Source organism: Pseudomonas sp. Irchel s3a10 (assembly GCF_900187525.1).
In the GTDB taxonomy this organism is placed as follows: domain Bacteria; phylum Pseudomonadota; class Gammaproteobacteria; order Pseudomonadales; family Pseudomonadaceae; genus Aquipseudomonas; species Aquipseudomonas koreensis_G.
Genome location: NZ_FYDR01000005.1, coordinates 432,674 through 455,943 on the forward strand (window position 1 = coordinate 432,674; position 23,270 = coordinate 455,943).

Here is a 23,270-nt window from a genome sequence, read left to right on the forward strand (position 1 = left end):
TTACTATAAGCGCCTCTTTGCCTGCCTTGCCATGGACACCATGACCGAGAACGACTATCTGATCGCCTGGGGCCTCTACGCCTTTGCCGCTGTGGGCTGCCTGTTGGTAGGGATGCGCCTGACCCGCTGGATGTGGCGCTGGTTGCGCGAGCCGCTGCGGGTGCTGATGGCGGTGTTGCTGTTCAGCCCGACCATCATTGACCCGGTGAAAGCCAAGGTCGCGCCGTCGATCGCCATCACTGCGCTGGATCTGGCCTTCAAGGTCGGCAACAACGCCTGGCGAGCGGTCTCCGATCTGTTCATGTACGGCATGATTGCGTTCGGCATTTACCTGATCTTCGTGCTGATCCGCTTCCCGATCGAACGTGCCTCGCGCGTCCGCCGCGAGCAGGCCGAAGCCGCCAAGGCTGCGGCGCGTGCCGATGATCGCGACGACGATCAGCCGTTCGGCGCTGCCGGTGATGACCGCTATGGTCGCCCGCCGGTGCCGAACAATCCGCAGCGCATGCGCGTCGAGCCGCGTCTGTAAAACCGAGAGTCCGCACATGTGTGAATTACTGGGCATGAGTGCCAACGTGCCGACCGATATCGTGTTCAGCTTCACCGGCCTGATGCAGCGCGGCGGGCGTACTGGCCCGCACCGCGACGGCTGGGGCATCGCCTTCTATGAAGGGCGCGGTCTGCGCCTGTTCCAGGACCCGGCCGCGAGCAGCGAGTCGGAAGTCGCCAACCTGGTGCAGCGCTATCCGATCAAGAGCGAAGTGGTGATCGGCCACATCCGCCAGGCCAACGTCGGCAAGGTCTGCCTGTCCAACACCCACCCGTTCGTGCGCGAACTGTGGGGGCGCAACTGGTGTTTCGCGCACAACGGCCAACTCGCCGATTTCACCCCGATCAAAAGTTTCTACCGCCCAGTGGGCGACACCGACAGCGAAGCAGCGTTCTGCGATTTGCTCAACCGCGTGCGTGCAGCATTTCCGGAACCGGTCGATATAGAAGTGCTGCTGCCGGATCTGGTCGCCGCGTGCGCTGAATACCGCAGCAAAGGCGTGTTCAACTGCCTGCTCAGCGACGGCGACTGGCTGTTCTGCTATTGCTCGACCAAACTGGCACAGATCACCCGGCGCGCACCGTTCGGCCCGGCGCGGCTCAAGGATGTCGATGTGATCGTCGATTTCCAGGCGGAAACCACGCCTAACGATGTGGTCACGGTGATCGCCACCGAGCCTTTGACCGAAAACGAAACCTGGACCCGTTACCAACCGGGCCAATGGAGCCTGTGGCGACGCGGCGAATGCGTCAGCCAGGGCACGACCGAATAAAGGATCTCTCCTCGATGTTGCTCAGTTATCTACGGCTGGTGTTGTTTGCGGCGGGCCTGTTGATCGGTGTCCAGGTGCCGGGATTCATCAACGATTACGCCAAACGCGTCGAAGCCCATCTGATCGAAGCGCAGACCGGTCTGCGCGGTTTTCAGGGCACCGCCGAGCAGTTTTTCAAGGGCGACTTGCAGGCGCTGGTCGCGCATTACCGCGCCAGTGATGACCCGGTATTTCGCAGCGATGCCGACAGCCTGAGCACCTTGCTCAACCGCCAGATTGCGCTGGATAAACAGTTCCAGGCGATGCAGGGCCCGTGGTACATCCGCTTCCTGCAAGTGGTGCTGGCCGCCGACCCGGACATTCGCAAGGAAACCTGGAACGGCTACAGCTACCAGATCCTGCTGACCCCGGAAGCGATGATCTGGGGCATGAGCGGCGCGTTGCTGCTGTCGTTCGGCATCGAGTGCCTGATTCGTCTGATTGACTGGGTGGTCTTGGGCGGCCGGCGCTTGCGCCAGAGCCGGCCGATTGAAGACCGCGACGTGCGCGGCTTGTAAGTCTGGCAAAACTCCTGTGGCGAGGGAGCTTGCTCCCGCCCGGCTGCGCAGCAGTCGTAAAGCTATGAACTCAATTGTCCTGAATGATTGGGATGTCTGGTTTTGGGCCTGCTTCGCAGTCCAGCGGGAGCAAGCTCCCTCGCCACAGGGTGTCAGGCACTCAAGACAATGTAGTTCTCACCGACCTTGCGCGCATACCCCGCCAGCACCTGCTGACACAACGTCACCATCTCCTCGACCCACTCCACGCCAACTCGCCACGACACCACCACCTGCAGATTCGGCGGTCGCTGGTCGATGTCGAGCAAGGTCAGTTCCCCCCGCGCCAGTTCCTCGGCCACCAGCACCGGCGGCAGCACGCCAATGCCAAAACCATCACGCAACAGCCGGGTAATCGCCGACACCGAATTCACACAGTTCAGGCGCGGCGCCAGCACGCCGTTGGCCTGCATCAAAGCGAGCAAATCCTGATGTGGTCGGGAGTTTTTTGAATAGGTGATGAGCCGTTCCTGCGCCAGTTCGCCGAGGTCGGCGTAGTCGCGGTTGTAGATCGAATTGCTCGCAACGATCCAGCCCAGCGGATGGCTGGCCAGCTCCAGGCTACGCACGCTTTCGTGACGTATCAGATCGGTTTGCAGAACGATGTCGAGAAAGCCTTTTTGCAGCTGATCGCAGAGGTTCAGCGAGGTATCCGCCACCAGCTCGATTTCCACCCGTGGATACAGATCGGTCATCTGTGCCACCAACGGGCTGAGCCAAGTGTGGATCACCGTGTCCATCACGCCGATGCGCACCCGGCCGACCTTGCTTGAACGGGTCTCGATCGATTGCTTCAGCGCCGACATCGTATCGAGCATCTGCTCGGCGTAATCCAGCACCTTCAGGCCTTCGGGCGTCAGGCTGACGCCGCGTGAATCGCGCAGAAACAGCTTCACCCCCAGCTCGCCTTCGAGCACCGCGATGCGGCTGGAAATCGACGCCTGGGTGGTGAACAGCTTGTCGGCGGTCAGGCGAAAACTCTTCAGCCGGGCGACCCAGACAAAGGTCTCGAGAAACTTCAGGTTCATGGGCAAGGCTCGGGTGACAAATTTTTCTTATGCCTAAGGCGGGTTTTTATTCGTTGGACGCAGCAGGGCGGGGCGCCCAAAAATCGGCGCATCCGGTTCCCACGATAGGCGTCGTCGGGACTACGAACAAGACCAATAAAAGCCTGCGGAGACTTGCCATGAGTGCGCCCGACACCCTCGACCTCCCCAAGAGCACGGCCCGCCCGGGACCGTTCGACTGGTATCGCAACATCAATCAGCAAGAGCGTCGTACCTTCTGGAGCTGCAAGATCGGCTATGGCCTGGACGGCATGGACACGCAAATGCTCAGTTTCGTGGTGCCGACCCTGATCGCCATGTGGGGCATCACCACCGGGCAGGCCGGGCTGATTCACACCAGCACCCTGATCGCCTCGGCCATTGGCGGCTGGGTCGCGGGGATTCTCTCCGACCGCATCGGCCGCGTGCGCACTCTGCAACTGACGGTGCTGTGGTTCGCTTTCTTCACGTTTCTTTGTGGTTTCGCGCAGAACTACGAACAGCTGCTGATCGCCCGTACCCTGATGGGCTTCGGTTTCGGCGGCGAGTGGACTGCCGGCGCGGTGTTGATCGGTGAAGTGATCCGCGCCAAGGATCGCGGCAAAGCGGTGGGCATGGTGCAATCCGGCTGGGCGCTGGGGTGGGGGCTGACGGCGATTCTGTATGCGCTGCTGTTCTCGATCATGCCGCCAGAAGACGCGTGGCGTGCGCTGTTCATTCTCGGCATCGTCCCGGCCATTTTCGTGATCTTCGTGCGGCGGCTGGTGAAAGACCCGGAGATCTATCGCGAAGCCAAGGCGGCGCAAACTCCGCAGAATCCGGCGAAGTTCTACGAGATCTTCGCCCCCGGCATGCTGTTCACCACGTTCCGTGCGTCACTACTGACTACCGGCGCGCTCGGCGGTTACTACGCGATCACCTCGTGGCTGCCGACCTTCCTCAAGAACGAACGCGGCTTGAGCGTGCTCGGCACTGGCGGGTATCTGGCGATGGTGATTGTCGGCTCCTACGTCGGCTATGTGATCAGCGCTTATCTGACTGATCTGCTGGGACGGAAAAAGAATTTCATCCTGTTCGCGGTCGGCTCGTTCACCATCGTTCTGCTGTACACGCAGATGCCGGTGAGCAACGGCGTGATGCTGTGGCTGGGTTTTCCGCTGGGCTTCTTCGCTTCGGGGATTTTCAGCGGCATGGGCGCGTTTCTCACCGAGCTTTTTCCAACGCGGATTCGCGGTTCGGGGCAGGGCTTCTGCTACAACATCGGTCGGGCGCTGGCGGCTTTGTTTCCGCTGCTGATTGGTTTGCTGAGTCAGAAAGTCCCGTTGAGCGTGGGTATCGGGGCGTTCGCTGCGGTGTCCTACGGCGTGGTGATTCTCGCCGCATTGAGCCTGCCGGAGACCCGTGGCAAGCAACTGGATGCGCAGTAACTGATAACCTGCCGGGCAAGCGTCCTACAGATAAAAAGACCAGAAGCTACAGGAGTGTTCACCGTGAGCCGCCTGCTATTGAACTGTGACATCGGCGAGAGTTTCGGCAGCTGGACCATGGGTCTGGACGCCGAGGTCATGCCCTTCATCGACTGCGCCAACGTTGCTTGCGGCTTCCATGCTGGTGACCCGAGCATCATGCGCAAGACCGTCAGCCTGGCCCTGAGCCACGGCGTGCAGATCGGCGCGCACCCGGCCTATCAGGATCTGGTCGGTTTCGGCCGGCGTTCCATGGCCTGTTCCGCGCAAGAGCTGCAAGACATCCTGCATTACCAGATCGGCGCGCTTGACGGCATTTGCCGCGCGCAGGGCGGGCGGGTCAGTTACGTCAAACCTCACGGCGCGATGTACAACGACATGATGGCCAACCCGGCGCAATTGCGGGCGGTGATTGAGGCCGTTGCCGCCTACGATCGCAGCTTGCCGTTGATGCTGATGGCCACCCGTGACAATTCGGCGGCGCAGCAGCTCGGTGACGAATACGGCGTGACCCTGTGGTTCGAAGCCTTCGCCGACCGCGCCTACGACAGTGCAGGTCGGCTGGTCTCGCGGCAACTGCCGGGTGCGGTGCATCACGAAGCAGAAAAAATCATCGAACAGGCGCTGACCATCGCCCGTGGCGGCGACCTCGTCGCCAGCGACGGCAGCGCGCTGCACCTGCAGGCCAACACCTTGTGCGTGCATGGCGATAACGCCAGTTCGGTGGCCGCCGTGCAGCGCATTCGCGAGGCCTTGAACCAGCAGAGCGCGCCATGAACCCACGGATTGAAGTGGTGGCCCTGGACTGCCTGATGCTGCGCCTGTTCGATGAAATTGCCGAAACCAACATGCCGTGGATGCTCGCCGCCAGTGAGCGTCTGCGCGCGGTGTTTGGCGCGCAGTTGATCGATCTGGTGCCGTCTTACACCACGCTGATGGTGCATTACGACCTGACTTTGTTGAATCCGGGCCAGGCCCGTGAACTGATCGCTGAAGCCTTGATCGACCTGTCGCCGAATGCGCGCACCAGCGGCCAGTGCCATGTACTGCCGGTCTGGTACGACCTGAGTGTCGGCCCCGAACTGAGCCTGCTGGCGCAGCGCAGCGGGTTGGCGGTGGAGGAGGTGATCCGCCGTCACAGCGCGCGTGAATATCAGGTGTTTGCCCTCGGCTTCGCCCCGGGATTCGCCTTCATGGGTCTGGTGGAGGAAATCCTCGCGGCGCCACGCCTGGACACCCCACGCAAGAAAGTCGCGGCCGGCAGCGTCGGTATCGCCGAACGGCAGACCGCTGCTTATCCGGTGGTCTCCCCCGGTGGCTGGAACCTGATCGGCCGTACCCCGGCGAAACTGTTCGACCGCCATCGCGACGGCTACAGCCTGATGCAACCCGGCGACACCGTGCGTTTCGAAGCGGTGAGCCACGCCGAGTTCATCAACCTGGGCGGCGATGACACGCCACTGGAGGCGCTGGCATGAGCCGACTGACGATTGAAGCGAGCACGCCGCTGTGCCTGTTGCAGGACGCCGGGCGCTTTGGCGTGCGCCATTTGGGCGTGACCCAGGGTGGTGCCGCGGATTGGAGTTCAATGAGTTGGGGCAATTGGTTACTCGGCAATGCGCTGGATCTGCCGGTGATCGAAATCACTCTCGGCGGGTTTGCCGTGGTGGCGCAGGAGGATTGCCTGCTGGCACTGGCCGGGGCGGATCTTGGCGCGCAGATCGACGGGCAGGCGTTGGCGCCGTGGCGCAGTTTCAAACTGGGCAAAGGCCAGACATTGAAGTTCACCCAACCGCTGCTCGGCGTCCGGGCTTATCTGGCGGCGCCCGGTGGATTCGACGCGCCGCAGGTGCTGGGCAGCAGTGCCACGGTGGTGCGCGAGGAACTGGGTGGGCTTGATGGCATGGGGTCGCCGTTGGCCAAGGGCGCGACGTTGAGTTATCGCGGTGCGGTTCTGCAGGTGCGTGAAGTGCCGCAGGCGCATCGTCCGGATCTGCGCCTGAATACGCCGCTGGATCTGGTGCTCGGCGCACAGATCGGCCAGTTCAGCGGGCAGAGTCTGTTCGATGTGTTCAACAGTCCGTGGACGCTCGACAGTCGCGCCGACCGCATGGGCATTCGACTGTTGGGCAAGGCCTTGCAGTATCAGGGCCGGCCGATGATTTCCGAGGGTATTCCGCTGGGCGCGGTGCAGGTTCCGCCGGATGGACAGCCGATCGTGCTGCTCAATGATCGGCAGACGATTGGTGGCTATCCAAGGTTGGGAGCGTTGACGCCGTTGGCGCTGGCGCGACTGGCGCAGTGTCTGCCGGGGGCGCAGGTGCGGTTGAGGCCGGTGGTGCAGGAAGTGGCGCACCGCGAGCATGTCGAGTATTTGCGGCGTTTTGGTTGAAGATCAAAAGATCGCAGCGTGCCGCAGCTCCTACATGGAAATGCGAAATTTTCTGTAGGAGCTGCCGAAGGCTGCGATCTTTGGCTTTTTATTTGGACAAAAACCGCATCCCTTCTTCCAGCCCACGCAGGGTCAACGGATACATCTGATCCTCGATCAAATCGCGCACGATATTGGTCGACGACGTGTATCCCCACGTGTCCTTCGGATAAGGATTGATCCAGATGAGCTTCTTGTACTTCTCCATGAACCGCTGCATCCACAGGTAGCCCGGCTCTTCGTTCCAGTGCTCGACACTGCCGCCGGCCTGGGTGATTTCGTAGGGCGCCATGGCGGCGTCACCGATGAAGATCACTTTGTAGTCGGCGCCGTATTTGTGCAGCAGATCCTGGGTCGAGAAACGCTCGGACGTGCGGCGCATGTTGTTCTTCCACACCGACTCATAAATGAAGTTGTGGAAGTAGAAGTACTCCAGATGCTTGAACTCGGTCTTGCAGGCCGAGAACAGTTCCTCGCAGATCTTCACGTGCGCGTCCATCGAGCCGCCGATGTCGAACAGCAACAGCAGCTTCACCGTGTTGCGCCGCTCCGGGCGCATCTGGATATTCAGCAGGCCGGCGTCCTTGGCGGTGTGGTCGATGGTGCCGTCGATGTCCAGCTCTTCAGCCGCACCCTGACGGGCGAATTTGCGCAGACGACGCAGGGCGACCTTGATGTTGCGCGTACCCAGCTCCACCGAATCGTCGAGGTTCTTGTACTCGCGCTGATCCCAGACCTTGACCGCTTTGCCCTGACGCTTGCCGGCATCGCCGACCCGAATGCCTTCCGGGTTGAAGCCGCCGGAGCCGAACGGGCTGGTGCCGCCAGTGCCGATCCATTTGTTGCCGCCGGCGTGGCGCTCCTTCTGTTCTTCCAGACGTTTCTTGAATTCTTCGATCAGCTTGTCCAGGCCACCGAGGGACTGGATCTGCGCCCGTTCCTCGTCGGTCAGCGAGCGCTCGAATTCCTTGCGCAACCAGTCTTCGGGAATCAGCGCCTGCAGATGATCGTCGAGCTTTTCCAGGCCATTGAAGTAGGCGCCGAACGCACGGTCAAACTTGTCGAAATGCCGTTCGTCCTTCACCAGAATCGCCCGCGACAAGTAGTAGAACTCGTCCATGTCGGCGAAGGTGACGCGCTGTTTCAGCGCGTTGATCAGGTCGAGCAACTCGCGCACCGACACCGGCACCTTGGCTGCACGCATTTCATTGAACAGGTTGAGCAACATGGCATCAGCCTCTTAGCGAGAACCGCGACGGCTCATGAACGCCAGGCGCTCAAGCAACTGCACATCCTGTTCGTTCTTCACCAGCGCTCCGGCCAATGGCGGAATGGCCTTGGTCGGATCGCGCTCGCGCAGCACCGCTTCGCCGATGTTGTCGGCCATCAGCAGCTTCAGCCAGTCGACCAGTTCCGAGGTCGACGGCTTCTTCTTCAGGCCCGGCACCTTGCGCACGTCGAAGAACACGTCCAGCGCTTCGCTGACCAGATCCTTCTTGATGTCCGGGTAGTGCACATCGACGATTTTCTGCAGGGTGCTGCGATCCGGGAAGGCGATGTAGTGGAAGAAGCAGCGGCGCAGGAAGGCGTCCGGCAGCTCTTTCTCGTTGTTGGAGGTAATGATGATGATCGGGCGCTTCTTGGCCTTGATGGTCTCGTCGATCTCGTAAACGTAGAACTCCATCTTGTCGAGTTCTTGCAGCAGGTCGTTAGGGAACTCGATGTCGGCCTTGTCGATTTCGTCGATCAGCAGAATCACCCGCTCTTCGGACTCGAAAGCCTCCCACAGCTTGCCCTTCTTCAGGTAGTTGCGCACATCGTGGACTTTTTCGTTGCCCAGTTGCGAGTCGCGCAGACGGCTGACCGCATCGTACTCGTACAGGCCCTGGTGGGCCTTGGTGGTGGACTTGATGTGCCAGGTGATCAGCTTGGCGCCGAACGATTCGGCCAGTTGCTCGGCGAGCATGGTCTTGCCGGTGCCCGGTTCGCCCTTGACCAGCAGCGGCCGCTCCAGGGTGATGGCGGCGTTGACCGCCAGCTTCAGGTCATCGGTGGCGACGTAGGCCTGGGTGCCTTCGAACTTCATCTGCTAATCCTCGAACGGTAACGCCGACCTGCACGGGCAGGGCGGGGGCGAAAAATCGGATGCCCCGACTATAACGCGCAGCCCGGTCGACTGTGAACGCAGACGGCTTATTCAGTCTCTGAATGGGGCGTCACATGTTGACTCGGTTTCGGCCTGACGCCAGACAGCGCCCCTGTGGTGAGGGGATTCATCCCCGATAGCTGCGAAGCAGCTCGGATTTTCAAGAGCTAGCCCGCATCCGGCTTAGGACGCTCATACCGCGCATTGAAGGCCTGAATGAAGCCATTGCGCAGAATCTGCAAAAAAGCTTCGAATGCGCTGATATTTTGCTGATGCACGTTGCCGCTGAGCTCGACCTTGGTGGCGAACTGGTTTTTGGCCTGGTTCTTCAGCACGGTTTCCGTGCCGCCGACGATGGCCTCCCAGACTGAGCGGAAGATGCTCTTGTCCTTGTTCTCCACGTCCTGCTGCCAGTTGAACACTTCGACGTCGCGCAACAGCGGTTTGATGTAGCCGCTGACCTGGGCTTTTTTCGCCTGGGATTCGATGACCACGTCGCCGTGGCCGGCGTTGAAATCGAACTTGCCGTAGGCCGAGGCGAAGTCGTTCATGCGCTTGAGCTCGATATCGCGGGCGCGCAGGCGGAACTGGAAGTCCTCGAAGTTGCTCAGCGGGTCGAAGGTGGCAGTGGTTTCCAAGGGAGCATGTCCGAGCAGAAGCGCTTTGCCTTCGAAGCGGGCGTCGCGTTTGCCCTGTTTGTCGACCACGTTGGTCAGGTTGTAGATGCTCGCTTCGACGTTGGTGGCATTCATGTTGACCGGTGGCTTGGAGTTGAAATTGCGAAAAGTGATTTTGCCCTCGTGAATCTGCACCTCGTCGAGGGTGATCGGTAGCAATTTGCCCAGTTGTTCGCGCCAGTCGGTGCCTTGACCGGTTTGAGAGTTCTGCTTGTTGGCACCACCATCGACGAAGTTGACCTCGGGATTGAAGAACTGCACCTGTGCCACCACCGCATGGTCGTACCACAGCGAATGCCAGCTGACCGCCAGATCGATCACGGGCGCGTTGACGAACGGCACCGGTACCTTGCCGTCGACCTTGACGATTTTCAGGCCATTGATCCGGTAGGCGCCACGCCACAGCGCCAGATCGACGTCGGTGACCTGGCCGCGGTAATCGCCCATATCCGCCAGTTTGCCGTTCAGGTAATCGCGCACCATGTAGGGCAGGGCGATGTGCAGGGCGATCAACAGCACAACGACGACGGTGAAGATCCCTAGTGGCCAACTGTAGCGACGCTTCATGACAACAATTCCCGAACGATGTAAGCGATTGACTGTGGCGCGGCGCAGACGTTCGACCCGACTGGACTGCGCCAGGCAACAGGCATACCTTGAAACGCTGAATTCAACGCTGCATAAGGACCCAGCCATGAGCCGTATTTTTGCTGACAACGCCCACTCCATCGGCAACACGCCGCTGGTGCAGATCAACCGCATCGCGCCGCGTGGCGTGACCATTCTGGCCAAGATCGAGGGGCGCAACCCCGGTTATTCGGTCAAGTGCCGGATCGGCGCGAACATGATCTGGGATGCCGAAAGTAGCGGCAAACTCAAGCCGGGCATGACTATCGTCGAGCCGACGTCGGGCAATACCGGCATCGGTCTGGCCTTCGTTGCCGCCGCCCGTGGTTACAGGTTGATGCTGACCATGCCGGCTTCGATGAGCATCGAGCGTCGCAAGGTCTTGAAAGCACTGGGCGCAGAGCTGGTCCTGACCGAACCGGCCAAGGGCATGAAAGGCGCAATCGAGAAAGCCGCCGAGATCGTTGCCAGCGACACCGACAAATACTTCATGCCGTCGCAGTTCGACAACCCGGCCAACCCGGCGATTCACGAAAAAACCACCGGCCCGGAAATCTGGAATGACACCGATGGCGCAGTCGATGTGCTGGTGGCCGGCGTCGGAACCGGCGGAACCATCACTGGCGTTTCGCGGTATATCAAGAATACCCAGGGCAAACCGATTCTGTCGGTGGCGGTGGAGCCGGTGTCTTCACCGGTCATCAGCCAGGCGTTGGCGGGTGAAGAGATCAAGCCGAGCCCGCACAAGATTCAGGGGATTGGCGCCGGTTTCGTGCCGAAGAACCTCGATTTGTCGATGGTCGACCGGGTGGAGCAGGTCACTGACGACGAATCCAAGGCCATGGCGCTGCGTCTGATGCAGGAAGAAGGGATCTTGTGCGGTATCTCCTGCGGCGCGGCAATGGCTGTGGCAGTGCGTCTGGCCGAGAAGCCGGAAATGCAGGGCAAGACCATCGTGGTGATTCTGCCGGACTCCGGCGAGCGCTATCTGTCGAGCATGTTGTTCAGTGATCTGTTCACCGACCAGGAGAATCAGCAGTAGTCGAATTTGACTCAGATCAGCCGGCGTTCAGCATCGTTATGCTAATAAATGCTTTGTTGCGCAATTCTTAACACTGAATCTTGGGTTCAGCGGGTTTTTCCCGAGGCCGGTAGTGTTTATCATGGCCGGCTGCCATGCCGGGTAAAGGGCATTGCGCAGCGTTGTCTTTATTCAAGGAGTCGTTGATGAACTTTTCGTTAGCCGCCAAGGTGTCGGTGTTGCTGTTGTTTGCGGGCAGCATCCTCTATGTGCATTTGCGCGGCAAGGCGCGCCTGCCGGTTCTGCGTCAGTTCGTCAACCACTCGGCGCTGTTCGCCCCGTACAACGCGCTGATGTACCTGTTTTCCGGCGTTCCGTCCAAGCCGTATCTGGATCGCAGCAAGTTTCCGGAGCTTGATGTGCTGCGCGATAACTGGGAAACCATTCGCGACGAAGCCATGCACCTGTTCGACGAGGGCTACATCCGCGCCGCCGAGAAGAACAATGACGCCGGTTTCGGCTCGTTCTTCAAGAAGGGCTGGAAGCGTTTCTACCTCAAGTGGTACGACAAACCGCTGCCGTCGGCCGAAACCCTGTGCCCGAAAACCGTGGCGCTGGTCAATGCGATCCCTAACGTCAAAGGCGCGATGTTCGCCCTGTTGCCAGGTGGCAGCCACCTGAACCCGCACCGTGATCCGTTTGCCGGCTCGCTGCGTTATCACTTGGGTCTGTCGACGCCGAACTCCGACGATTGCCGGATCTTTGTTGATGGTCAGGTCTACGCCTGGCGCGACGGCGAAGACGTGATGTTCGACGAGACCTACGTGCACTGGGTCAAGAACGAAACCGACCAAACCCGCGTGATCCTGTTCTGCGACGTCGAGCGTCCGCTGAGCAACCGTGTGATGACCCGCATCAACCGCGCCATCAGCGCCTGGCTGGGACGCGCCACCGCACCGCAGAACCTTGATGATGAACGCGTCGGCGGGATCAACCAGGCCTACGCCTGGAGCAAGAACTTCAGCGACAAGTTCAGCGGCGTGGTCAAACAATGGAAACGCCGTCATCCGAAAGCCTACCGCGTGATGCGTCCCGTGCTGGCGGTGGCGGTGTTGACGTTGTTGGGGTATTGGCTGTTTGGTTAAGGCTGGATGTTGTAATAAAAAACCGCTCCTTGTGAGCGGTTTTTTATTGCCTGCGATTCAGCGCCGCCCAGCGAGAACGTTGGGTTCGTCTTCGATGCCTGTAATCAGTAGCTGAAGAAAGCGCTGCTGATTGGCTGATAGCTCGGAGGAGATAAGCTTTTCGTCCGTTTTGCTTGATCTTTTCTTAGTAGGGGATTTTTTCACGGATTTACGCATGCTCCCGCCCTCGTTGATCATTACTTGAACAGTTTTCACGATACTTTACTCTCCACTGCGAGGACAAGGCGGCCTTCCAAATCAAATTTGAAGCCGAGTTTTGTATAAACAGGAATTGCTTCAGGTATCGGTTCCTGAACTTCGATGCACTTACTGCCGATTATTTGCGCAAACTCATCGATGGCCATCATCGACAAAAGCGCAATACGCTTTTTAAGCGGGTGAGGCACACCGGGTCGCCCCTCCAATCGTACGACTCGAATCCGCTGGCGGCTTTTGTTCGGATTGGCGAAACACAGTCCGCATAGTTTTTCTTCAAACCATATCGCGATATCCAGGGACAAGGGTTCTCGTGACTTCCATTCGGCAATCTCTCGCCAGCAAAAATGCGGATCATCCCAACGCTCAAACGCATCTAGTGCTTTGGCATCGATAGGTTCAAAGCGTACTTTCGACAAGTCCTGTCCCGCTGGTAGCTGCAACAGAGCAGTGGCGATGCTTGCCTGCTTCCTGGCCAGCGACCGATACAACTGATAGTGCAGATAACTCCGTTCCCTTGGCATATGATTTCGAGCATTCCATGTCTCCCCATCGATAGGTGTAGCCGTTGCTCAACAGCCTATTCAGCTCTCATGCATCCGTCGCTACTGGCCCTTTGTCCAAATCATTGCAATCCATGTCCCCCGCTGGTTATAGTCGGCGCTCGTGAATCAGCTGATTCACTCTTCAAACCCTTCAAAAAAGATCAGCCCCAATGCCTGCATCCCTCATCAACGCGGTAGTCGATTCAGCGGTCAACGCTGGCGTCGTGCCGTGCGGGAATCAGCAGCCCGGGCAGATCAGTCATTACCCTCCACCTGTCAGTAGCACGCCGGTGTGCGCCGTCGTATCACCGCCGGGCGTTGGCGTTTCGGGCTGATCGGCATTCTCTGCTGACCCCTGCGCCCGCCAGAAAAACCTACTGAATTTCAGCCTCGGCTGAATTGGCTATTTGCCTGACTACAGGTGGTATTCATGTTTGTCCTATCGAAAAAATCCGCGCTCGCGGCGACGTCCACGAGCCTGTTCGTTCTGCTGTGGAGCAGCGGGGCGATCTTCTCCAAATGGGGGCTGGCCCATGCATCGCCGTTTGCCTTTCTGCTGATTCGATTTGTGATCGCGCTGTGCGGGCTGTTGCTGTTGACGCCGCTGCTCAAGTTGAAGCTGCCCAAGGGCGGTCGGCCGATGCTGTTTGCGATTGCTACGGGCGTGGTGTTGTTGGGGGCGTATCAGATTTTCTATCTGCTGGCGCTGAACACCAAAGTCACACCGGGGGTAATGGCGACGATCATGGGCGTGCAGCCGATTCTCACGGTGGTATTGATGGAGCGGCAGCGTTCGGCGAGCCGGATGTTTGGTCTGGCGTTGGGGTTGGCCGGGTTGATCATGGTGGTTTACCAAGGCATTGGTTTGGCCGGGATGTCGTGGGCGGGGATGTTGTTTGGCTTGCTGGCGCTGGCGAGTATGACGCTGGGGTCGATCATGCAGAAACGCATCACCGACAATCCCCTCGGAACGTTGCCGGTGCAGTATCTGGCGGGCCTGTTGCTCTGCGGGATCTTTGTGCCGTTCCAGCCGTTTCACTTTGAACACAGCGCCGGTTTCATCGTGCCGGTGCTGTGGATGGGGCTGGTGGTTTCCGTGCTGGCAACGTTGTTGCTTTATCGCCTGATCGCACGGGGCAATCTGGTGAATGTCACCAGTCTGTTCTATCTGGTGCCGGCGGTGACGGCGGTGATGGACTATCTGATTTTCGGCAATCGCCTGGCGGCGTTGAGCGTGCTGGGGATGCTGTTGATCATTGTGGGTCTGGTGTTTGTGTTCCGTAAAACCGGCTGATCCGTAAACCGATGGCGGCTGTTCGGCCGCCTTCGCGAGCAAGCCCGCTCCCACAATTGGAATGCATTCCCCTGTGGGAGCGGGCTTGCTCGCGAAGACTGACTTATCAGCGCCGCAACATCAGCGAGCTGTTGCTACAGCCGGCTTCAACACCAGCCACAACGCCAGCGCAATCAGCACCCCGCCATACAGGTGCGCCATCGACAACGGCTCATCCAGCAACAACGCGCCCCACAACACGCCGAACGCCGGAATCATGAAGGTCACGGTCATCGATTTGACCGGGCCGATGGAGCTGAGCAGGCGGAAATAGATGATGTAGGCGAACGCGGTGCAACCCAGCCCCAGGCCCAGCAGCGACAGCCAGACATTCCATCCACCCCAGCTTGCCGGAGGCGCAGTGATCACGCTGTAGCCGAACAGCGGCAAGAGAAACAGCGAGGCGCCGAGCATGCTGCCCACGGCCGAAAGTCGGCTGTCGAGCCCGCCGCTGTGATCCAGCCAGCGTCGCGTGAGAAATCCGGCGAACCCATAGCAAGTGGTGGCAAGCAGGCAGGCAAGGGCGCCCATCAGCAACTGCAGATCAAAGGCCACCGGTCCTGCACGCGTCAGCACACCGACACCGAACAAGCCGAGAAATACCCCGGTCAGTTTCGCGACAGTGAGTTTTTCACTGAAAAACAGCCCGCCAATCAATACGCCCATCAGCGGTGTGGTGGCGTTGAAGATCGCCGAGTAACCCGCCGGCAACACTTGCGCTGCGACCGAGTACAGCGTGGCCGGAATCCCCGAGTTGATCACTCCCAGCAGCATCACGGTTTTCAGCTTGCCCTTGAAATCCCAGCTGATGCGCATCAGCCCGAGAATCACCAGCAGACCGACGGCAGCAATCGACACCCGAAAGAACGCGGTCGGAATAGTGCCGATCACCGGCGCAATAATGCGCATGAACAGGAAGCTCGCGCCCCAGATGGCTGCCAGCGACAGCATGCGGAAAATATCGACAGCGCTCACGATGGCACTCCTTCCTTGATCGGGACGAGAGTGTTGCCGAGCGTCCTGACGATGGCAACCGCTAATCGGGCATTTAATTCGCTGCAGAGGTCTGCCCGGCGAAAAATGCCATCGACGTACGCTGGCGTTCCGGTTTTGGCAGAAATTGCACTTCACCTGCACCCGGTTCCGTGGCTAAGCTCAGGCACAGATTTCCACTTGCACGCCGAGGTCTCATCTATGCCGCAGCAATGGCCAGCCACCGACATCGCCCGCATGATCCTCGATGGCTTCGACGATTACCGCGAGCATTTCCGGCGGATCACCGACGGCGCGCGGGAACGCTTCGAGCAGGCGCGCTGGCAGGAAACGCAGACCGCGTCGGCGGCACGGATCAATCTCTACGAGGAAAAGGTCGGCGAAACCATCGCCCGCCTGCGCGAGCATTTCGACGACGAGACGCTGATGAATGTCGGCAGTTGGCCGCTGGTGAAAAGTGCTTACATCAGTGTCATCGACCTGCGCTTCGACGATGAACTGTCCGAGACCTGGTACAACTCGATCTTCTGCGGGCTGTTCAGTCACGACCTGATCAGCGACGGCTGCATGTTCATCCACACCACCCGGCCGAGCCTGCGCCGCGCCCGGGCCGCGCAGACCCGCACCTACAAGCCGCAAGGGCAGTTGTCATCGATGCTCGCGAGCATCTTTGCCGACTACCGCTTCAGCGAGGATTACGCCGATTTGCCCGGCGACCTGCAGCGCCTCGAGTCGCAACTGCGCGAGAACCTGCCGGACTGGGTGTGTAAGGATCCGGAGCTGAGCGTCGAGCTGTTTTCCTCGGTGCTGTACCGCAACAAAGGCGCCTATCTGGTCGGGCGCATCTATACCCGCGACGAGCAGTGGCCGCTGGTGATTCCATTGCTGCACCGCGAGGGCCGCGGGATTCAGATCGACGCGTTGATCACCGACGAAGCCGATGTGTCGATCATCTTCTCCTTCACCCGTTCGTATTTCATGGTCGATGTGCCGGTGCCGGCGGAGTTCATCGGTTTCCTGCGGCGCATCCTGCCGGGCAAACACATCGCCGAGCTGTACACCTCGATCGGTTTCTACAAGCACGGCAAATCCGAGTTCTACCGCGCGCTGATCAATCATCTGGCCAACACCGACGACCAGTTCATCATGGCTCCCGGCGTGCGCGGCATGGTCATGAGCGTGTTTACCCTGCCGGGCTTCAACACCGTATTCAAGATCATCAAGGACCGTTTCTCACCGTCGAAAAACGTCGACCGGGCGACGGTGATCGAAAAATATCGTCTGGTGAAAAGTGTCGACCGGGTCGGGCGCATGGCCGATACCCAGGAGTTCGCCGACTTCCGTTTTCCGCTGAGCAAGTTCGATCCGGCGTGCCTGGAAGAACTGCTGGAAGTCGCGCCGTCTACGGTTTCGGTCGAAGGTGATACGGTGCTGATCCGCCACTGCTGGACCGAACGCCGGATGACCCCGCTCAACCTCTACCTGGAAAACGCCAATGAAGCGCAAGTGCGCGAGGCGCTGGAGGATTACGGGCTGGCGATCAAGCAACTGGCAGCGGCCAACATCTTTCCCGGCGACATGCTGTTGAAGAACTTCGGCGTCACCCGTCACGGGCGCGTGGTGTTCTACGACTACGACGAGATCTGCTTCCTGACCGAAGCCAACTTCCGCCACATCCCCGCGCCGCGCACCCCCGAGGACGAAATGGCTTCCGAACCGTGGTACTCGATCGGGCCGCTGGATGTGTTCCCGGAAGAGTTTCCGCCGTTTCTGTTTGCCGATGCCGGGCAGCGCAAACTGTTCGATCAACTGCATGGCGAGTTGTACAACGCCGATTACTGGAAGGGTTTGCAGGAGGCGATTCGCGCCGGGAAAGTCATCGACGTATTCCCTTACCGCCGCAAGGGCCTCGATAACGAGTAATTCCCACTGTAGGAGCTGCCGAAGGCTGCGATCTTTTGATTTTGCTTTTAAAAAAACAACATCAAAAGATCGCAGCCTTCGGCAGCTCCTACAGGGGAAGCAGGTCAATCGAGGGCAAATCTGCGACAATCGGCCCCCTGCATAAACAGACGACCGAATTGCGTACCCGATGACCGACGAATCGCCCTCCATCGACAAACTGCTGAAAAACCTCGATCACGCCATGCTCGCCGACCGACACCGGCTGCGGCGGCAGTTGCTTGAGCTGCGCAAGAAACCCGACGAGGCCAAACTGGCCCAGTGGGTGGCGCGCATGCAGGCGTCCTGTGATCAGGTGCTGGCGCGCCGTGCCAGCCTGCCGGTGATTCGTTACGACGACAGCCTGCCGATTGCCGCCAAGCGCGACGAAATCAAGGCAGCGCTGGAGAAGCATCAGGTGCTGATCATTGCCGGCGAAACCGGTTCGGGTAAAACCACCCAGTTGCCGAAAATATGCCTGGAAATCGGTCGCGGCCAGCATGGCTTGATCGGCCACACCCAGCCACGCCGAATCGCTGCGCGCAGTGTCGCCAGCCGGGTCGCCGAAGAACTCGGCACACCGCTCGGTTCGCTGGTCGGCTATCAGGTGCGCTTCGAAGATCAAAGCGATTCCAACACCCTGATCAAACTGATGACCGACGGCATCCTGCTGACGGAAACCCAGAACGACCGTTACCTCGAACGCTACGACACGATCATCGTCGACGAAGCCCACGAACGCAGCCTGAACATCGACTTCCTGCTCGGTTACCTGAAAACCCTGCTGCCGCGTCGCCCGGACCTGAAGGTCATCATCACTTCGGCGACCATCGATCTGGAGCGTTTCTCCAAGCATTTCGACGATGCGCCGATTGTCGAGGTGTCCGGTCGCACCTTCCCGGTGGACACCTGGTATCGCCCGCTGACCCTGGAGCAGGACGAAGAGGGCAATCGTGTCGAGGACGACCTGACTGTGGATCAGGCAATCCTCGCCACCCTCGACGAAATTGCCGCCTACGAACGCAGCGAGCGCCGCAGTCCCGGCGATGTGCTGGTGTTCCTGCCCGGCGAGCGCGAGATTCGCGACGCTGCCGACATGCTGCGCAAGGCCCAGCTCAAACACACCGAAATCCTGCCGCTGTACGCGCGCCTGTCGCCGGCCGAGCAGCAGCGGATTTTCCAGTCGCACCCGGGGCGGCGCGTGGTGCTGGCAACCAACGTCGCCGAGACCTCGCTGACCGTGCCGGGCATCCGTTACGTGATCGACAGCGGCACCGCGCGCATCAGTCGCTACAGCTATCGCGCCAAGGTGCAGCGCCTGCCGATCGAAGCGATTTCCCAGGCCAGCGCCAACCAGCGTAAAGGCCGCTGCGGCCGGGTCGAACCGGGGATCTGTGTGCGGCTGTACAGCGAAGAGGATTTCCTCGGTCGTCCGGAATTCACCGATCCGGAGATTCTGCGTACCAACCTTGCCGCTGTTATCTTGCAGATGTTGCATCTGCGCCTCGGCGAAATCACTGCGTTCCCGTTCATCGAACCGCCGGACGGCAAGGCGATCAGCGACGGTTTCAACCTGCTGCAAGAACTCTCGGCGGTGGATCGCAACAGTCAGCTGACCCCGCTCGGCCGCCAGCTGGCGCGCCTGCCGGTCGACCCGCGCATGGGCCGCATGCTGCTCGAAGCGGCAAAACTCGGCAGCCTGCAGGAAGTGCTGATCGTCGCCAGCGCCATGTCGATTCAGGACCCGCGCGAGCGTCCGCCGGAGCGTCAGCAAGCGGCGGATCAGGCCCACGCACAATGGAAAGACACCGACTCCGACTTCGCCGGGCTGGTCAATCTGTGGCGTGGTTTTGAAGAGCAGCGCCAGGCGCTGACCGCCAGCCCGCTGCGCAACTGGTGTCGGAAGAATTTCCTCAATTATCTGCGCCTGCGCGAGTGGCGTGATTCTCATCGTCAGTTGAGCCTGATCTGCCGCGACATGCAGTTGAGCCTGAATAAAGAGCCGGCGGATTATCCGAAACTGCACAAAGCGGTGCTGGTCGGTCTGCTCAGCCAGATCGGCCAGAAAACCGAAGACGGCGATTACCTCGGCGCCCGTCAGCGGCGCTTCTGGATTCATCCGTCGTCGGGCATCGGCAAGAAACGTCCGCAGTGGCTGATGACCGCTGAACTGGTGGAAACCACCAAGCTCTACGCGCGCATGGTCGCCAAGATCGATGCCGACTGGATCGAGCCGCTGGCCGGGCACCTGATCAAGAAAAACCATTTCGAACCGCACTGGGAGAAGAAGCGCGGCCAGGTCGTGGCCTACGAGCAGATCACTCTGTTCGGGCTGATCGTGGTCGGTCGCCGCCCGGTGCATTACGGCCCGGTGGATCCGGTGGTCTCGCGGGAGCTGTTTATCCGCGAAGGCCTGGTACGTGGCGAGATTCAGTCGAAAGCCAAGTGCCTGACCGCCAACAAGCAGTTGCTCGAACAGCTCGACGAGCTGGAAGCCAAGGCCCGGCGGCGCGACATCCTCGCTGACGAAGAAACCCTGTACGCGTTCTACGATGCGCGCTTGCCGGCGGAGATTCATCAGACCGCGACGTTCGACAGCTGGTATCGGGTCAACAGTCAGAAAGACCCGCAATTGCTGATCATGCGCGAAGAAGACGTAATGGCCCGCGAGGCCAGTGAAGTCACCGCGCGCGACTACCCGGACACGCTGCACATCGGCGATCTGGAACTGGCGCTCAGTTACCACTTCGAACCCAATCACCCGCGCGACGGCGTGACCCTGCGCGTGCCGGCACCGCTGCTGCCGATGCTGCCGCCGGAGCGCCTGGAATGGCTGGTGCCGGGGCTGATCGAGGCCAAGTGCATTGCGCTGGTGCGCAATCTGCCGAAAGCCTTGCGCAAGAACTTCGTGCCGGTGCCGGACTTCATCAAGGCGGCGTTGCAGCGCATGACCTTCGCCGAGGGCTCGTTGCCGCAGGCGTTGGGTCGCGAACTGCTGCGCATGACCGGTGCCCGGGTCAGCGATGAGGCTTGGGCGGAAGCGGCGCAGCAGGTCGAAAGTCATCTGCGGATGAACCTGGAAATCGTCGACGGCCAGGGTAAGTTCCTCGGTGAGGGCCGCGATCTGGCCGAGCTGACCGCGCGTTTTGCCGAAGCCAGCCAAGCGGCATTGGCCGTACCGCAGAGTGCAAAAAGTCAGCAACCGGTGGAGGCCAAGGTCTTCGCCCCGGTGGCGGAAAAGACCCAGCAGAAGATTGCCGGGCTGTCGATGACGGTCTATCCGGCGCTGGTGGAAGAGGGCGGCACGGTCAAGGAAGGGCGGTTTTCGACCCCGGCCGAAGCCGAGTTCCAGCATCGCCGCGCCTTGCAGCGGCTGCTGATGCAGCAATTGGCCGAGCCGGCGAAGTTCCTGCGTAGCAAACTGCCAGGTATCACCGAGTTGGGCCTGCTCTATCGCGAGCTGGGCCGAGTGGATGCGCTGGTCGAAGACATTCTGCTGGCCAGTCTCGACAGCTGCATTCTCGAAGGCGAAGACCCGCTGCCGCGTGACGGCGCCGGGCTGGCGGCATTGGCCGAGCGCAAACGCGGCAACTGGACCGAACACGCCGAGCGCGTGGCGCGGCTGACGCTGGAAATTCTCAAGCTGTGGCACGGCCTGCAAAAACGCTTCAAGGGCAAGATCGATCTGGCTCAGGCAGTGGCGCTTAACGACATCAAGCAGCAAATCAGCAATCTGGTGTATCCGGGTTTCGTCCGGGAAACGCCGATGCAATGGCTCAAGGAGTTGCCGCGCTACCTGAAGGCGGTCGAGCAGCGTTTCGAGAAGCTCGGCGCGCAAGTGCAGAAGGACCGGGTCTGGAGCGGTGAACTGGCCGGCCTCTGGGCGCAATATCAGACCCGCGCCGCCAAACATGCCCAGGAAGGCAAACGCGATCCGCAGCTGGAGCTGTACCGCTGGTGGCTGGAGGAATACCGAGTGTCGCTGTTCGCCCAGCAGTTGGGCACCAAAGTGCCGATCTCGGACAAGCGGCTGAGCAAGCAGTGGAGTCAGGTCGAGGCCTGATCCCAAACCTTGCTCGATCACCTGTGGGCATTTGTGGTGAGGGGATTTATCCCCGATGGGTGGCGAAGCCGCCCCAAAAGCGACCATCTCAGCCCATCAGTTTTGATGAGGGTGATGGTTTGGCGACTGCTTCGCAGCCGATCGGGGATAAATCCCCTCGCCACAAAGATAGAGATATGCCCCACATCGGGATTTGGGTTGTGTTTGAGAAAGGCGCCAAAACCTTGGGTTTATGGCAAACTTCGCGACCATAAATGCCGTTTTCGCGACCCAGAGCCTTCGGCGAGGTCACGGGCGGCACTATAAAGATGCCAGGTCAGCGTCCCGCGGACGGGAACAGACCCTTTGTGTGTTGGTACGTCGGTGCCAGCGCTTTCTGCCTGAACAGATTAGAGAAACGACCATGCATAACGTCGTCATCAGCGGCACCGGCCTGTACACCCCGGCCAACAGCATCTCCAACGAAGAGCTGGTGCAGTCTTTCAATACCTACGTCGCGCAGTTCAACGCCGACAACGCCGACGCCATCGCCAGCGGTGAAGTCCAGGCGCTGACCGAATCCAGTGCCGCGTTCATCGAAAAAGCCTCGGGCATCAAGAGCCGCTTTGTCATGGACAAGGACGGCATCCTTGATCCTGCGCGCATGGCCCCGCGCCTGCCGGAGCGTTCCAACGATGAATGGTCGGTCCTGTGCCAGATGGCCATCGGCGCCGCCGAACAGGCCCTGCAACGTGCCGGCAAGACCGCCGCCGACATCGACGGCGTGATCGTTGCCTGCTCCAATCTGCAACGCGCTTACCCGGCGATCGCCATCGAAGTCCAGGAAGCGCTGGGCATTCAGGGTTTCGGTTTCGACATGAACGTTGCCTGCTCGTCGGCGACCTTCGGCATCCAGCAAGCCGCCAACAGCGTGCAACTGGGCCAGGCCCGGGCGATCCTGATGGTCAACCCGGAAGTCTGCACCGGTCACCTGAACTTCCGTGACCGCGACAGCCACTTCATCTTCGGTGACGCAGCGACGGCAGTGATCATCGAGCGTGCCGATCTGGCGACGTCCAAGTACCAGTTCGATGTGGTCAGCACCAAGCTGCTGACCAAGTTCTCCAACAACATCCGCAACAACTTCGGCTTCCTCAACCGCGCCGCGGAAGAGGGCATCGGTGCCCGCGACAAGCTGTTCGTGCAGGAAGGTCGCAAGGTGTTCAAGGACGTCTGCCCGATGGTCGCCGAGTTGATCGGTGAGCACCTGGAGGAGAACAAGCTCAACGTCGGCGACGTCAAGCGTTTCTGGCTGCACCAGGCCAACCTGAGCATGAACCACTTGATCGTGCGCAAGCTGCTGGGCCGTGAAGCCACCGAAGAAGAAGCGCCGGTGATTCTCGACACCTACGCCAACACCAGCTCCGCAGGTTCGGTGATTGCCTTCCACAAAAATCAGGATGATCTGGCCGCCGGTTCGCTGGCCGTGCTGAGCTCGTTCGGCGCCGGTTACTCGATCGGTAGCGTGATTCTGCGCAAGCGCTGAGTCACCCGCCCTTGTGGCGAGGGAGCTTGCTCCCGCTGGAGTGCGTAGCGCTCCCAACACCGGCGATTGCGGTCTTGCTGAAGAACCGCATTCGCCGGTTTTGCGACTGCTGCGCAGCCGAGCGCGAGCAAGCTCGCT

Annotated in this window: 20 protein-coding genes; 13 read left to right on the forward strand and 7 right to left on the reverse strand. The window is 60.3% G+C overall.

What is annotated here, in order from left to right; genetic code table 11:
* Positions 1-31 precede the first annotated feature (31 nt).
* The 3 genes from CKW11_RS17885 to CKW11_RS17895 are packed head-to-tail and all read left to right on the forward strand — an operon-like array spanning position 32 to position 1,879.
* Entirely contained in the window at positions 32-529 is a 498-nt protein-coding gene (locus CKW11_RS17885) for an MFS transporter (RefSeq protein ID WP_095138559.1), read from the forward strand.
* Between the two features lie 16 nt (positions 530-545).
* The gene (locus CKW11_RS17890; RefSeq protein WP_007969599.1) at positions 546-1,322 is read left to right on the forward strand and encodes a class II glutamine amidotransferase; all 777 of its coding nucleotides are present in this window, start codon (positions 546-548) and stop codon (positions 1,320-1,322) included.
* 14 nt (positions 1,323-1,336) lie between these two features.
* Entirely contained in the window at positions 1,337-1,879 is a 543-nt protein-coding gene (locus CKW11_RS17895; RefSeq protein WP_064586452.1) for a DUF2937 family protein, read from the forward strand.
* A 152-nt stretch (positions 1,880-2,031) separates the two neighbouring features.
* On the opposite strand, the gene CKW11_RS17900 is transcribed toward CKW11_RS17895, so the two are convergent.
* Positions 2,032-2,946, reverse strand: coding sequence for a LysR family transcriptional regulator (locus CKW11_RS17900; protein ID WP_095138560.1), 915 nt, complete (start codon positions 2,944-2,946; stop codon positions 2,032-2,034).
* Positions 2,947-3,104: 158 nt separating this feature from the next.
* Between CKW11_RS17900 and CKW11_RS17905 the strand changes: the two genes are divergently transcribed.
* From CKW11_RS17905 to CKW11_RS17920, 4 genes are all read left to right on the forward strand, one after another.
* Positions 3,105-4,391 (forward strand): MFS transporter, encoded by a 1,287-nt coding sequence (locus CKW11_RS17905; RefSeq protein ID WP_095138561.1) that lies wholly within the window; start codon positions 3,105-3,107, stop codon positions 4,389-4,391.
* A 63-nt stretch (positions 4,392-4,454) separates the two neighbouring features.
* Positions 4,455-5,207 (forward strand): 5-oxoprolinase subunit PxpA, encoded by a 753-nt coding sequence (locus CKW11_RS17910; RefSeq protein ID WP_095138562.1) that lies wholly within the window; start codon positions 4,455-4,457, stop codon positions 5,205-5,207.
* On the forward strand, positions 5,204-5,908 hold the full coding sequence (locus tag CKW11_RS17915) for an allophanate hydrolase subunit 1 (RefSeq protein ID WP_095138563.1): 705 nt from the start codon (positions 5,204-5,206) through the stop codon (positions 5,906-5,908). Before CKW11_RS17910 ends, CKW11_RS17915 begins: the two co-directional genes overlap by 4 nt.
* Positions 5,905-6,822 carry a biotin-dependent carboxyltransferase family protein gene (locus CKW11_RS17920; protein WP_095138564.1) on the forward strand — a complete coding sequence of 306 codons (918 nt, stop codon included), beginning with the start codon at positions 5,905-5,907 and terminating at the stop codon, positions 6,820-6,822. The genes CKW11_RS17915 and CKW11_RS17920 overlap by 4 nt, the downstream gene beginning before the upstream one ends.
* 88 nt (positions 6,823-6,910) lie before the next feature.
* Here CKW11_RS17920 and CKW11_RS17925 read toward each other — a convergent pair whose 3' ends face one another.
* The 3 genes from CKW11_RS17925 to CKW11_RS17935 all read right to left on the reverse strand — a co-directional run bounded on the left by CKW11_RS17925 (position 6,911) and on the right by CKW11_RS17935 (position 10,251).
* Complete coding sequence (locus tag CKW11_RS17925; protein ID WP_027614532.1) at positions 6,911-8,089, reverse strand: VWA domain-containing protein; 1,179 nt, start codon at positions 8,087-8,089, stop codon at positions 6,911-6,913.
* 12 nt (positions 8,090-8,101) lie between these two features.
* Positions 8,102-8,947: a MoxR family ATPase gene (locus CKW11_RS17930; protein ID WP_003222636.1), complete on the reverse strand. Its 846-nt coding sequence runs from the start codon at positions 8,945-8,947 to the stop codon at positions 8,102-8,104.
* A gap of 227 nt (positions 8,948-9,174) precedes the next feature.
* Positions 9,175-10,251 carry a DUF748 domain-containing protein gene (locus tag CKW11_RS17935; RefSeq protein ID WP_095138565.1) on the reverse strand — a complete coding sequence of 359 codons (1,077 nt, stop codon included), beginning with the start codon at positions 10,249-10,251 and terminating at the stop codon, positions 9,175-9,177.
* A 127-nt stretch (positions 10,252-10,378) separates the two neighbouring features.
* On the opposite strand from CKW11_RS17935, the gene cysK reads away from it, so the two are divergent.
* Both cysK and CKW11_RS17945 read left to right on the forward strand, forming a co-directional pair.
* Entirely contained in the window at positions 10,379-11,353 is a 975-nt protein-coding gene (cysK, locus tag CKW11_RS17940; protein ID WP_095138566.1) for a cysteine synthase A, read from the forward strand.
* A 185-nt stretch (positions 11,354-11,538) separates the two neighbouring features.
* Positions 11,539-12,477 (forward strand): aspartyl/asparaginyl beta-hydroxylase domain-containing protein, encoded by a 939-nt coding sequence (locus CKW11_RS17945; protein WP_095138567.1) that lies wholly within the window; start codon positions 11,539-11,541, stop codon positions 12,475-12,477.
* A gap of 57 nt (positions 12,478-12,534) precedes the next feature.
* Here CKW11_RS17945 and CKW11_RS28670 read toward each other — a convergent pair whose 3' ends face one another.
* Both CKW11_RS28670 and CKW11_RS17955 read right to left on the reverse strand, forming a co-directional pair.
* On the reverse strand, positions 12,535-12,732 hold the full coding sequence (locus tag CKW11_RS28670; RefSeq protein WP_143500035.1) for a hypothetical protein: 198 nt from the start codon (positions 12,730-12,732) through the stop codon (positions 12,535-12,537).
* On the reverse strand, positions 12,729-13,151 hold the full coding sequence (locus CKW11_RS17955) for a hypothetical protein (RefSeq protein ID WP_371917880.1): 423 nt from the start codon (positions 13,149-13,151) through the stop codon (positions 12,729-12,731). The genes CKW11_RS28670 and CKW11_RS17955 overlap by 4 nt, the downstream gene beginning before the upstream one ends.
* A 556-nt stretch (positions 13,152-13,707) precedes the next feature.
* Here CKW11_RS17955 and CKW11_RS17960 point away from each other — a divergent pair.
* Positions 13,708-14,571 (forward strand): DMT family transporter, encoded by an 864-nt coding sequence (locus CKW11_RS17960; protein ID WP_095138570.1) that lies wholly within the window; start codon positions 13,708-13,710, stop codon positions 14,569-14,571.
* A gap of 120 nt (positions 14,572-14,691) precedes the next feature.
* Here CKW11_RS17960 and CKW11_RS17965 read toward each other — a convergent pair whose 3' ends face one another.
* Positions 14,692-15,585 carry a DMT family transporter gene (locus tag CKW11_RS17965; RefSeq protein WP_027614539.1) on the reverse strand — a complete coding sequence of 298 codons (894 nt, stop codon included), beginning with the start codon at positions 15,583-15,585 and terminating at the stop codon, positions 14,692-14,694.
* Positions 15,586-15,804: 219 nt separating this feature from the next.
* On the opposite strand from CKW11_RS17965, the gene aceK reads away from it, so the two are divergent.
* From aceK to CKW11_RS17980, 3 genes are all read left to right on the forward strand, one after another.
* On the forward strand, positions 15,805-17,526 hold the full coding sequence (gene aceK, locus CKW11_RS17970; RefSeq protein WP_095138571.1) for a bifunctional isocitrate dehydrogenase kinase/phosphatase: 1,722 nt from the start codon (positions 15,805-15,807) through the stop codon (positions 17,524-17,526).
* Between the two features lie 169 nt (positions 17,527-17,695).
* Positions 17,696-21,607 (forward strand): ATP-dependent RNA helicase HrpA, encoded by a 3,912-nt coding sequence (gene hrpA / locus CKW11_RS17975; protein WP_095138572.1) that lies wholly within the window; start codon positions 17,696-17,698, stop codon positions 21,605-21,607.
* Between the two features lie 403 nt (positions 21,608-22,010).
* Complete coding sequence (locus tag CKW11_RS17980) at positions 22,011-23,132, forward strand: beta-ketoacyl-ACP synthase III (RefSeq protein ID WP_095138573.1); 1,122 nt, start codon at positions 22,011-22,013, stop codon at positions 23,130-23,132.
* Positions 23,133-23,270: the final 138 nt, after the last annotated feature.

Excerpts from the sequence above, each read along its gene's own strand:
- CKW11_RS17885 (WP_095138559.1), top strand. The coding sequence starts at position 32 with ATGGACACCATGACCGAGAACGACTATCTGATCGCCTGGGGCCTCTAC.
- CKW11_RS17890 (WP_007969599.1), top strand. The coding sequence starts at position 546 with ATGTGTGAATTACTGGGCATGAGTGCCAACGTGCCGACCGATATCGTG.
- CKW11_RS17895 (WP_064586452.1), top strand. The coding sequence starts at position 1,337 with ATGTTGCTCAGTTATCTACGGCTGGTGTTGTTTGCGGCGGGCCTGTTG.
- CKW11_RS17900 (WP_095138560.1), bottom strand. The coding sequence starts at position 2,946 with ATGAACCTGAAGTTTCTCGAGACCTTTGTCTGGGTCGCCCGGCTGAAG.
- CKW11_RS17905 (WP_095138561.1), top strand. The coding sequence starts at position 3,105 with ATGAGTGCGCCCGACACCCTCGACCTCCCCAAGAGCACGGCCCGCCCG.
- CKW11_RS17915 (WP_095138563.1), top strand. The coding sequence starts at position 5,204 with ATGAACCCACGGATTGAAGTGGTGGCCCTGGACTGCCTGATGCTGCGC.
- CKW11_RS17920 (WP_095138564.1), top strand. The coding sequence starts at position 5,905 with ATGAGCCGACTGACGATTGAAGCGAGCACGCCGCTGTGCCTGTTGCAG.
- CKW11_RS17925 (WP_027614532.1), bottom strand. The coding sequence starts at position 8,089 with ATGTTGCTCAACCTGTTCAATGAAATGCGTGCAGCCAAGGTGCCGGTG.
- CKW11_RS17930 (WP_003222636.1), bottom strand. The coding sequence starts at position 8,947 with ATGAAGTTCGAAGGCACCCAGGCCTACGTCGCCACCGATGACCTGAAG.
- CKW11_RS17935 (WP_095138565.1), bottom strand. The coding sequence starts at position 10,251 with ATGAAGCGTCGCTACAGTTGGCCACTAGGGATCTTCACCGTCGTCGTT.
- cysK (WP_095138566.1), top strand. The coding sequence starts at position 10,379 with ATGAGCCGTATTTTTGCTGACAACGCCCACTCCATCGGCAACACGCCG.
- CKW11_RS17945 (WP_095138567.1), top strand. The coding sequence starts at position 11,539 with ATGAACTTTTCGTTAGCCGCCAAGGTGTCGGTGTTGCTGTTGTTTGCG.
- CKW11_RS17960 (WP_095138570.1), top strand. The coding sequence starts at position 13,708 with ATGTTTGTCCTATCGAAAAAATCCGCGCTCGCGGCGACGTCCACGAGC.
- aceK (WP_095138571.1), top strand. The coding sequence starts at position 15,805 with ATGCCGCAGCAATGGCCAGCCACCGACATCGCCCGCATGATCCTCGAT.
- hrpA (WP_095138572.1), top strand. The coding sequence starts at position 17,696 with ATGACCGACGAATCGCCCTCCATCGACAAACTGCTGAAAAACCTCGAT.
- CKW11_RS17980 (WP_095138573.1), top strand. The coding sequence starts at position 22,011 with ATGCATAACGTCGTCATCAGCGGCACCGGCCTGTACACCCCGGCCAAC.